5 protein-coding genes are annotated in these 3,349 nt (G+C 43.7%); 1 reads left to right on the forward strand and 4 read right to left on the reverse strand.

The annotated features are described in order from the left end of the window. The first annotated feature begins 265 nt into the window (after positions 1 to 265). A complete protein-coding gene (locus GTO91_RS17465; RefSeq protein ID WP_161259993.1) occupies positions 266 to 832 on the forward strand; it encodes a xanthine phosphoribosyltransferase in 567 nt (188 codons plus the stop codon). 112 nt (positions 833 to 944) lie between these two features. Here the strand turns inward: GTO91_RS17465 and GTO91_RS17470 are convergent, their stop codons facing one another. From GTO91_RS17470 to GTO91_RS17485, 4 genes are all read right to left on the reverse strand, one after another. Beyond that, positions 945 to 1,748, reverse strand: coding sequence for a LytR/AlgR family response regulator transcription factor (locus GTO91_RS17470; RefSeq protein WP_161259994.1), 804 nt, complete (start codon positions 1,746 to 1,748; stop codon positions 945 to 947). Between the two features lie 29 nt (positions 1,749 to 1,777). Then, the gene (locus tag GTO91_RS18830) at positions 1,778 to 1,924 is read right to left on the reverse strand and encodes a cyclic lactone autoinducer peptide (protein ID WP_407929541.1); all 147 of its coding nucleotides are present in this window, start codon (positions 1,922 to 1,924) and stop codon (positions 1,778 to 1,780) included. A 4-nt stretch (positions 1,925 to 1,928) separates the two neighbouring features. Next, on the reverse strand, positions 1,929 to 2,531 hold the full coding sequence (locus tag GTO91_RS17480; RefSeq protein ID WP_161259996.1) for an accessory gene regulator ArgB-like protein: 603 nt from the start codon (positions 2,529 to 2,531) through the stop codon (positions 1,929 to 1,931). A gap of 2 nt (positions 2,532 to 2,533) precedes the next feature. Continuing rightward, positions 2,534 to 3,349, reverse strand: an 816-nt coding sequence (locus GTO91_RS17485; protein WP_161259997.1) for a sensor histidine kinase, incomplete at its 5' end; no start/stop codon positions are given.

Genomic DNA, 3,349 nt, shown 5'->3' on the forward strand with positions numbered 1-3,349 from the left:
TTTTATCATCATGATTCTTCCGTTGGAGGCCGACCGATGGAGCCTAGCCAGTGGAGGCCAGCCGAGTTGGGGGATACTGAAGAACGCAAGTTAGCCCAAGCGAAGTGGCTTGGGCAACGGGCTTGTCCGCTCTATGCGCTTTTTCGGGCTTCCCGATTGCCGCCGGTTGGAAGCGTATCGTCAGGGGTCTGTTTTTATGGTATCCTGTTAACTATTGAACAATCGCGCCGCAACAGAAAATCAGCAGTACACGGGAGAGTTGACGATGCAGGAATTGAAAGACCGCATTTTGGCCGAGGGAGAAGTGATCGGCACCCATATCCTCAAGGTGGACACCTTTTTAAATCACCAAATCGACCCGGCCTTCATCCTTCGGATGGGCAAGGATTTGGCGGATCGTTTTGCCGGTGCGGGCATCACGCGGGTGCTCACGGTGGAAGCCTCCGGGATCGCCGTCGCCTCGGCGGTGGCGCTTTCCCTCAATGTGCCGGTCGTCTTCGCCAAGAAAAAGAAGGCCAGCACCCAGAGCGATGTGTACACCTCACAAATCTATTCCTTCACACGGCAGGAGTCGGTGAACATCACCGTGTCAAAAAAATTCCTGCCGGCAGATGATATTGTCTTGATCGTCGATGATTTTCTCGCCCACGGAGAGGCGTTGAAAGGACTCGTCGATATTGTCCGCCAGTCTGGCGCACGCCTGGCCGGGGCCGGCATCGTCATCGAAAAATGCTTTCAGCATGGTGGCGCCGCATTGCGGGCCGAAGGCATGCGCATCGAAACCTTGGCGGCTATTGAACGGATGGAGCCGGGGAAAATCGATTTCGTTTGAACTTTACGCGAATAGTTGCTAGTAATAGTCGATCGTTGCTTGTTTTCGGTTACATGGTTTTCTTCGGGTTACATTGGGTTGCATTGGTTCCATTGGGTTACATAACAGGTATCTAACTGGTTAACTGGGCTTCGGCGGAGCTGATCTGGCTTCGCTTTTTCGTTTCCGTCTTTACAGCGTTGCGTCCACGCTTCGCGCCGATGCGTTCCAACATCTCGGCGTAGTGGTTCTTGCCAACGGGGATTTCGATTTTGCCCTGGTCGATGTAAGCCATGTAGCTGTTTACGCCATTCGGGCGGACTGACTCGACGCGGTCCAGGTTGATGATAAACGATTTATGACAACGGAAAAATTGCGACGGCAGCAGGGTCAGCACTTCCTCCAGCGTCTGCCGCAGTTCATAACGCGCCTGATCGGTGTTGAAGACGAGGCGCTTGACATCCTTCAATTTCTCAATGTGAGTGATGCTGTTCGCCTCGATGACGACCGTCTTGCCGCCGTTTTTAATGGTGAGACGGGATTTTTCCTCGTCAGATTTCACTTTCAGGGCGGTGATGATCTTAGCAACGCGTTTTAGTGTTACAATCACCCGTTCTTCCGTAAAGGGCTTGAGTATGTAATCGAAGGCTTTGACCTCGAAGGCCTCCAGTGAAAAATCGGTGTGCCCCGTTACGAAGATCAAGGCGATTTCCGGATTGATTTTGAAAATCTCCTGAGCTGCTTCAAGACCATCCTTGCCAGGCATTTCAATGTCAAGAAGGATGATGTGGGGAGCGCCCGTTCGGGCGATCCCCACAATCTCATCTCCGTTACCACAGGTTCCGATGACTTGGAATCCTTCCATGGCAGACACGATTGCCGCAAGGTGATCACAGACGATTTGATCGTCTTCCGCGATGGCAACGCGGATGGTCATGGGATCACCCTCTTATTTTTTTCGATAATCTACTTCTTGAATAATTCTTTAGGGGGCTCAGGTTGATAACCTAAGCTCCAACATGCAGGTTTTACGCTTAATACTGCGATGAGGGAAACGAAAAAAACGGAATAGTTTAATGTGTTCTTTTTTAACCAAGAAAACAATGATCTCACCTCCTTAAGTAAAAAACTTTAGTCGGTCAAATCTTTTAAATGTAAAATAGCCAAACGGTGTTGTTGTGAAAGTTTGCCATGCAAGACCACACATGGAAACCTGATACAACACTGAATCATCTAGTAGCTTAGTTGCTACAAGGTACCATAAATAAGGATAAGCAATAGAACCCAACCTAAGGATAAGCAAGCGAATGCTTTTTTCTTCTTCGTAATGAACGGCATTACTAGGCGCAAATAAGAACATTAAAATAGATGAAAATAAAGCTATTCCTATAGTCCATTGCTCACTGTGTATAATATCAAATAATTGATACTGGGAGAAAAGCGGGAATCCTATTGATGTAATAATACTAATCCAGTAGCACCCCCAAAAGGTACTACTATGCGCCCCTCCAGATAACCATCTAAATGGGATAGCGGTTAAGAGAAACACAGTAACTTCTTTGAATAACCCAATAGCCCACCCGATAAAAAGAATACTACCTATACTTACTATTGAACTTAAAATATATTCGAGGCCAAAAACAACTATCTCGTACTTATCTTCATTGTAACTTTTCGTCACTAGCCAATTTGCCAATTTATTAGACACCTTTTTTATCATGTTTACTCCTTGCACGGTATTCTAGCTTCAACAATAAAATTTTTGCCATATGGGCAAGAAGCTTTTATAGTCCCAGTATACTTTTCTATTATTTTCTTACAAACAACTAACCCAATACCTGAATGATCATGTTTGGTAGAAAAACCTGAATCAAATACTTTATCTGTTATATTTGCATTAAGAAGATTGCAGGGATTTTCTACAGAAATATAACATTGCTTTTCCATCCAACTTAGTTTGAGTTTTATCACTCTATCTTCATTAGGAAGAACTTCTGTCGCTTCAATGGCATTATCAAGTAGGTTACCTAATAATTTTACAATCTCAAAAGATTTTAGTGGGATTTTGGAGAAATCATTTGTTATAATTAAATCGAGAGTTATACACTTTTGTTCCGCTTGAGCAAGTTTAACCCTTAAGAGTGCTGCAATGACTGGATTGTTTACTCTTAATACTGTGTTGATATCTGCTGTTTCTTTAACTAATTCTTTTAAATACTTATTAGCCTGGTCATATTTTTTAAGTGCTATAAGAGAGTTAACAGTCTGAATATGATTTGAAAAATCGTGTCTTTGTGCGCGGAAAGTTATGAACAGTTCGTTTACCTGATTTAAATACGCCTCATTTGCTTCGTGTAGCGTTTCTTTTTCCACAGCACTAATTAAAGAACGAATTAATAAAATGTCAATAAGCAGAATCGCTATAGCACCTATCCACATAAAGGAATTTACTACTTCTTTTTGAAACGTCTCTGGAGTGTTGAATATTATGTTTAAGTAAAGCGCACCAAGAAGAGCGATTTGTGTCAAAATATAAAT

Origin of the sequence: Heliomicrobium undosum, assembly GCF_009877425.1 — a bacterium.
In the GTDB taxonomy this organism is placed as follows: Bacteria; Bacillota; Desulfitobacteriia; order Heliobacteriales; family Heliobacteriaceae; genus Heliomicrobium; species Heliomicrobium undosum.

Excerpts from the sequence above, each read along its gene's own strand:
- GTO91_RS17465 (WP_161259993.1), top strand. The coding sequence starts at position 266 with ATGCAGGAATTGAAAGACCGCATTTTGGCCGAGGGAGAAGTGATCGGC.
- GTO91_RS17470 (WP_161259994.1), bottom strand. The coding sequence starts at position 1,748 with ATGACCATCCGCGTTGCCATCGCGGAAGACGATCAAATCGTCTGTGAT.
- GTO91_RS17480 (WP_161259996.1), bottom strand. The coding sequence starts at position 2,531 with ATGATAAAAAAGGTGTCTAATAAATTGGCAAATTGGCTAGTGACGAAA.